This is a genomic window from Corynebacterium nasorum (genome assembly GCF_022345765.1).
GTDB classification, from domain to species: domain Bacteria; phylum Actinomycetota; class Actinomycetes; order Mycobacteriales; family Mycobacteriaceae; genus Corynebacterium; species Corynebacterium kefirresidentii.
On the sequence record NZ_JAKRDR010000030.1, the window covers coordinates 1 to 6670 of the forward strand.

Genomic DNA, 6670 nt, shown 5'->3' on the forward strand with positions numbered 1-6670 from the left:
CGTCAATTGCTAGACTGTTTCTTCGTGATTGTAACCAATGATTTCGAAGTCAGGGTAGGAGCGCGCACGCTTCTCGAAGCCCCAGGGCAGCACTTGCGTGTGCAACCCGGTGACCGCATCGGGCTTATCGGCCGCAACGGCGCGGGCAAGACGACGACTATGCGCATTTTGGCAGGGGAGACCGAGCCCTATGGCGGCTCAGTTACTCGTTCGGGCCCCATTGGTTATTTGCCCCAGGATTCCCGCGAAGGAAATATTGAACAGACCGCGCGAGAGCGCGTTCTCTCCGCCCGCGGTTTGGATGATCTCAAGCGCCGCATGGCCAAGCAACAAGAGCTTATGGAATCGGCCACTGACGATAAGTTCCGGGATAAGGCCATCCGGAAATACTCCCGCTTGGAGGAGCAATTCGAGTCGCTTGGCGGCTATGAAGCCGACTCCGAGTGCGCGCAAATATGCGATAATTTGGGTCTGCCGCAGCGCGTCCTAGACCAGCAACTCAAAACTCTCTCGGGTGGTCAGCGCCGCCGCGTGGAGCTAGCGCAAATTCTCTTTGCCGCTACCGAGGGGTCCGGAAAATCCCAGACCACCCTGCTCCTCGATGAGCCGACGAACCACTTGGACGCGGATTCTATTACGTGGCTCCGCCAATTCCTGTCCAAACATGAGGGCGGGCTCATTATGATTTCTCACGACGTCGAGCTGCTTGAGGCCGTGTGTAATAAGGTGTGGTTCCTCGATGCGGTTCGCGGCGAGGCCGATGTATACAACATGGGGTATAAGAAATACCTCGATGCTCGTGCTACCGATGAAGCGCGCCGTCGCCGAGAGCGGGCCAATGCGGAAAAGAAGGCATCCGCCCTGCAAAAGCAGGCTGCTAAGTTGGGTGCTAAGGCAACGAAGGCCGCTGCGGCCAAGCAAATGCTCCACCGCGCTGAGCGCATGATGAGCCAGCTCGATGAGGTGCGGGTGGCCGATAAGGTGGCCAATATTAAGTTCCCCGAGCCGGCACCGTGCGGTAAGACACCCATGAATGCCAAGGGGCTGACCAAGATGTACGGCTCCCTAGAGGTCTTCGCCGGGGTGGATTTGGCCATCGATAAAGGGTCAAGAGTAGTGGTGCTGGGCTATAACGGCGCGGGTAAGACCACGCTGTTGAAATTGCTGGCCGGAGTGGAGCGCACCGACGGTGAAGGTGGCATCGTCAGCGGCCACGGCTTGCGGATCGGCTATTTTGCGCAGGAACACGACACCATCGATCCGGATAAGTCTGTATGGCAAAACACCATTGACGCCTGCCCAGACGCGGATCAGCAGGAACTGCGTAGTCTGCTTGGTGCCTTCATGTTCTCCGGCGAGAAGTTGGAACAACCCGCGGGCACTCTATCCGGCGGTGAGAAGACGCGCCTAGCCTTGGCCGCGCTGGTCTCTAGCCGCGCGAATGTGCTGCTGCTGGATGAGCCGACGAATAACCTGGATCCAATCTCGCGCGAGCAGGTACTCGATGCGCTAAAAACCTATACGGGGGCCGTGGTGCTGGTTACGCACGATCCGGGCGCGGTCAAGGCTTTGGACCCGGAACGCGTAATCATCATGCCCGATGGTGACGAAGATTTGTGGTCCGATGACTACATGGAAATCGTGGAGCTAGCTTAGGAAAACATGAAGACGCTACTGGAGAGGATGCCTGCCTGGCGGGAAAAGTTTTGGCTAATCCCTGCAGTGGCGGTGGCCGTTGCCGCCGTCAGCGCAGAGTTGCTCATCGCGGTCGGTAGCCGTTTTCGCGTGGCAGCCACCCCCTTTTATGATGGCAGCGCCGATAGTGCCCAAGGGATTCTAAGCGCGGTAGCTACCTCGTCGCTGTCCCTTGCTGGCACCCTTTTCTTCATCACGCTGACCGCACTTTCTGGTGTTGTCACAGTAATGGGGCCGCGCCTGCTGCATGAGTTTCTAAAAGATCGCTCTATACAATCGACCCTGGCGATCTATCTTGCAACCTTCATTTTTGCCCTTCTTTCTTTACGTGCGGTGCAAACGGGCGGTAATGGGAAAGAAGAATATGTTCCTTCCTTGAACGTAGCAGTAACGGTGCTGTTGGCCATCGCCTGCGTAATCTTCCTCATTTATTTCATCGTCCATATTGCCCAATCGATCAGTATGTCTCACGTAGTTCACGTGGTGGCCGAAGACGTAGAGGACCACATGCGCCGGCTCATCCGGCGGGGCGAAGAGGAAAAAGCGGCCAAGGCTCCTGGGCCAGAATTTTACGTGGATGCGGAAAAGCGGCGCAGCAGTGGAACTGGCTACCTCAAGTTCGTCGACTATGACGCCATTGCGCAGGCAGCGGCACGGGAGAATTGCGCGGTGCACCTCGGCGTGGCGCCGGGTGACTTGGTACTGGAAGGCGAGGTTGTCGCGCACGGTGTGCCGCGCCTGCCGGAAAATGTTGAGCGCCATATCGTGCTCACCCAGTACAGGGAGCATGCCTCAGCTCACGACCCTCGTTTTACCGCCCGGCACCTGGCGGAGATTGCTGCCCGCGCATTGAGTACTGGTGTCAATGATCCGTACACGGTCATCGATATCATTGACCGCTTTACCCAGATCCTCACCGTCATCGGGGATAAGCGGCTTCCGCAGGGCATTGTGCACGTTAACGGCGAGTTTCGCCTCGATTACCAAACGTTCAGCTATGAGGAAATTGTGGAGGCGATGTTCGCGCAGATTCGGCGGGACGCCGCCGATAACGCGGAGATTTACCTCAGTTTGCTGGATAACCTGGCCAAGGTAGTGGCCCTTTTGCGCACTGCTGAGCGCCGGAGCGTGCTTGCCGACGCCGCCCGGGCCATCTACTCTGATGCCCGCCGCCAAGTTGGCGGCGAGGTGGAATTAAAACAGCTGGAATCTTCCTACCAGCATTTCCAGGACAACCTCGCCGAAAGGGCGGAGTCGGAGAAACCCGGCGAAGAGCACGCCGCGGACTAGGCAGCGGCGCAGTTGCCGCTCTCCTTAGTTGCGGAATCCATGCACTGGAGCGGGGATGAAGCCGCCGCGGTTAATGAACTGCGCGTTGCCTACTTCATTGACCGGGATCACCGGTGCGTAGCCCAGCAGGCCGCCGAAGCTCACCTCGTCGCCCACCTGGGCGCCAGGAACCGGGATCACGCGTACCGCCGTGGTCTTATGATTCATCACGCCGATGGCGGCCTCGTCAGCAATCATGCCCGAAATCGTCGCGGCCGAGGTATCGCCCGGCAGCGCAATCATGTCAAAGCCCACCGAGCAAATGGCGGTCATGGCCTCCAGCTTGTCCATGGAGATAGAGCCAGACTTAACCGCATCGATCATCCCCTTATCCTCGGAGACCGGGATGAAGGAGCCAGACAAACCGCCGACGCGGGAGCAGGCCATCATGCCGCCCTTCTTTACGGCGTCGTTAAGCAGAGCCAAAGCAGCAGTTGTGCCGTGCGTGCCTACTTGGTCCAATCCCATATGCTCAAGGATGTGGGCCACCGAATCTCCCAATTCGGCAGTAGGGGCAAGCGAAAGGTCGATGATGCCGAAGGGTACGCCAAGGCGCTCGGAGGCCATGGTGCCCACTAGTTGCCCGGCGCGGGTGATCTTGAAAGCGGCCTTCTTGACTTCTTCCGCTACCTGGTCCAGGCTGGCCCCTTCGAGCGATCCCAAGGCGCGGTCGACAACACCTGGGCCAGAAACGCCGACGGAGACTACGCAATCGGGTTCTTCGATGCCGTGGAACGCGCCGGCCATAAATGGGTTGTCACCCACAGAGTTAGCAAAGACCACCAGCTTGGCGCAGGCAATGGCGGAATTGTCCTGGGTCAGCTCGGCAGCTTCCTTGATAACCTCGCCCATCTTCCTTGCCGCATCCATGTTGATACCGGCGCGGGAACTGGCGATATTGACGGAGGAACACACGACGTCAGTCGTAGCCAGCGCTTCTGGAATGGAACTTATGAGCTTTTGTTCCGCGGTGGTAGCGCCCTTTTCGACCAGAGCGGAATAGCCGCCCACGAAGTTGACTCCTACCTCTTTGGCTGCCTTGTCCAGTGCCTTTGCGGCGTCGACGGGGTTTCCTTCTACACCGGCTACCACCAAGGATATTGGGGTCACGGAGATACGCTTATTTACGATGGGGATACCCAGCTCGCCTTCGATGCCTTCGCATACCTCCACTAGGCGCCCGGCCTGCTGCGTGACGCGGTCATAGATGGCCTGGCAGGTAGCGTCCATAGTGGATCGGGTGCATCCAAGGAGGGAGATGCCCATGGTTACGGTGCGGATATCGAGACGATAGTTCTCAATCATCTCGATGGTGTCCAAGATATTAGTGGTATTAAAACGCGTGCTCATTTAAATCTCATTCATGGCGGTGAAGAGGTCTTCGGACTGAATGCGGATGGACTGGTGCTTTTCTTCCGCCACGGGGCGCATATGCTCCTTGATGGTCTGGATGGAGACCTTATCCGCATCAAATTCGACGCGGAGGATCATGGTGAAGTAACCGCCCATGAGTGTTTGGGACACGTCAATGACGTTGATATCGAGTTGGGCAAGGGTAGTGGTCACCGCGGCGATAATGCCGGTGCTATCGGCTCCGGTGACGGTCATAATGGCATACATGCAAGCAATTCTATCTGCTCGCTGCAGCCACCGCCGCCATTTTGCCACCGGTACTGGCCGGGGTCGCTGCGGGCAAGAGGCGTCGTTGTTACGGTGGGGAGGTATGACTGATAAAAAGAAGATTCTGTACATCGGTGGACATGGCAAGGTCGGCCTGTTGGCCGCCCCAAAGCTGGTGGAGGCCGGACACGAGGTCCACTCCCTTATCCGCAACCCTGAGCAGAAGTCTGAGATTGAAAAGCTCGGCGCGACCCCGGTATTGGCCGATATTACCGAGCAGACCGTTGCGCAGTGGGCGGAGCTTTTCGCCGCTTATGACGCCGTAGTGTGGGGCGCTGGCAACGGCGGCCGCGGTGGGGCAGACCTTACGTGGGCCGTTGACCGCGATGGTGCCCTCGCCACCCTCGACGCTATGGAGACGCTGCAGCAGGAGGGAAAGAACCTGCCTGCCTACCTCATGATTTCCTATGTCGGTTCCCAGGAAGCCACCACGGATCCCGCCGACGAGAAGTGGTATGCCTACGTTGAGTCCAAGAAGGAAGTGGACAATCGCCTTGCTCAGGCAGAGTTTCCGCACCTTATCCTCAAGCCAGCAATGCTGACCGAGGAACCAGCACAGGGGCTGGAGCAGATCGAGGATAAGGCGCTACAGGAGTCCATGACTTCTTCGCGCGAGCTGGTCGCCGATGTCATTGTCGAGGCCCTCGGCCGCGAAACCCTGCCGGAATCCCCGCTCGCCTTTGTAGATGGCGACAATCCGGTGAGCTCCATCAAGTAAGGCGTTAGACTGGCTGGCACTATGATTGCCACGCCTCCAGCTATTTTAATTGATTGTGACCCCGGCATAGATGATTGCCTCGCCCTGATGTATTTGGCGGGCCTTCATCAGGCCGGGGAAATTGAGCTGGTGGGCGTTACCACTACAGCCGGCAACGTCGAGGCCTATCAGACTGCGGCCAATGCCCGCTGGATCCTGGATTTGTGCTCGCTTGCCGATGTCCCCGTAGCCCCCGGTTTGACCCGCCCTTTGAAGGTGGATCTCACCACAACCCCTGAGACCCATGGTTCGACGGGATTGGGCTATGCCACTGCACCTACTACCACGCTGCACCACAGCGATTGGCAGCGTCTATGGAAAGAAGCACTAGCCGCTCATCACGATCTGCAGTTGATTGTTACCGGGCCGGTCACCAATCTTGCAGCATTTGAAAAAGCCCATAGTGAAGCCGTCGCGCAGTTTGGCGCCATTACCATCATGGGCGGCGCGGTTAACTACCGGGGAAATACCACCCCGACCGCGGAATGGAACTTTTGGGTTGATCCGCACGCCGCCGCCCAGCACTTTCATTCATCTGCCCCGCGCGTTCCCACCACACTATGTTCGCTTGAGCTAACAGAGCAGTTTCTCATTACCCCACAGCGCCTAGAAGCGGTCATGGAATTATTGCACGGACACCCTATGGCACAAATCCTGCCGGATGTGTTGCGCTACTATTTTGAATTCCACCAAGCGCAGGGGGAAGGCTATCAGGCCCAAATCCACGACCTTTTGACGTGCATGATCGCCTTAGAGCAGATCGACTTCGAGGTTGTAGAAACTACCGTTGATGTCGAAGCGGAATCGTCGCTACTGCGGGGGACGAGCGTTGCGGACTTGCGAAACCACTGGGGCCGAGCCCACAACGCACGACTGGTTACGAGCGCAGATATGGAAGCCGCGCATCAAGAATGTCTGCGGGGGTTTACACTATTGGCTTCACGCTAGTGGCTTTTAAAGAGCAGAACCTCTACTATTATCCGCGGCGCACGTGCCGTGCGGGATCGCTTTCCGAGGTGACATAGGAAAGCAGCACCATCCGCGGTCGGCGTTTTTCTATGCCGTGCTGTCAAGGGGTGAATGCGCCACTTCGACCGGGAGGTAGTTGTGACGCGTTGGACTCCGAAGGATGTTAAGGATGCTGCTGTTGAGCGCGTGGTGGCAGGCGAGGCAGTTAGCCTGGTCGCGCGTGATGTGGGTGTAGCCTGG

General features: G+C 58.0%; 6 protein-coding genes. 4 read left to right on the plus strand and 2 right to left on the minus strand.

The features are described 5' to 3' along the window. Nucleotides 1-24 precede the first annotated feature (24 nt). Nucleotides 25-1656: an ABC-F family ATP-binding cassette domain-containing protein gene (locus tag MHK04_RS11990; RefSeq protein ID WP_023021517.1), complete on the plus strand. Its 1632-nt coding sequence runs from the start codon at nt 25-27 to the stop codon at nt 1654-1656. A gap of 6 nt (nt 1657-1662) precedes the next feature. Further along, the gene (locus MHK04_RS11995) at nt 1663-2985 is read left to right on the plus strand and encodes a DUF2254 domain-containing protein (protein ID WP_239209000.1); all 1323 of its coding nucleotides are present in this window, start codon (nt 1663-1665) and stop codon (nt 2983-2985) included. Nucleotides 2986-3009: 24 nt separating this feature from the next. Here the strand turns inward: MHK04_RS11995 and MHK04_RS12000 are convergent, their stop codons facing one another. Continuing rightward, on the minus strand, nt 3010-4374 hold the full coding sequence (locus MHK04_RS12000) for a PFL family protein (protein ID WP_239209002.1): 1365 nt from the start codon (nt 4372-4374) through the stop codon (nt 3010-3012). After that, complete coding sequence (locus MHK04_RS12005; protein WP_023021520.1) at nt 4375-4644, minus strand: ACT domain-containing protein; 270 nt, start codon at nt 4642-4644, stop codon at nt 4375-4377. It abuts the gene before it with no gap. A 103-nt stretch (nt 4645-4747) separates the two neighbouring features. On the opposite strand from MHK04_RS12005, the gene MHK04_RS12010 reads away from it, so the two are divergent. Both MHK04_RS12010 and MHK04_RS12015 read left to right on the plus strand, forming a co-directional pair. Continuing rightward, complete coding sequence (locus tag MHK04_RS12010) at nt 4748-5422, plus strand: NAD(P)H-binding protein (protein ID WP_023021521.1); 675 nt, start codon at nt 4748-4750, stop codon at nt 5420-5422. A 21-nt stretch (nt 5423-5443) separates the two neighbouring features. Next, nucleotides 5444-6409, plus strand: a complete 966-nt coding sequence (locus MHK04_RS12015) for a nucleoside hydrolase (protein WP_239209004.1) — start codon at nt 5444-5446, stop codon at nt 6407-6409. Nucleotides 6410-6670 lie beyond the last annotated feature (261 nt).

Coding starts and splice junctions, on each gene's coding strand:
- MHK04_RS11995 (WP_239209000.1), top strand. CDS start 1,663: ATGAAGACGCTACTGGAGAGGATGCCTGCCTGGCGGGAAAAGTTTTGG.
- MHK04_RS12000 (WP_239209002.1), bottom strand. CDS start 4,374: ATGAGCACGCGTTTTAATACCACTAATATCTTGGACACCATCGAGATG.
- MHK04_RS12005 (WP_023021520.1), bottom strand. CDS start 4,644: ATGTATGCCATTATGACCGTCACCGGAGCCGATAGCACCGGCATTATC.
- MHK04_RS12010 (WP_023021521.1), top strand. CDS start 4,748: ATGACTGATAAAAAGAAGATTCTGTACATCGGTGGACATGGCAAGGTC.
- MHK04_RS12015 (WP_239209004.1), top strand. CDS start 5,444: ATGATTGCCACGCCTCCAGCTATTTTAATTGATTGTGACCCCGGCATA.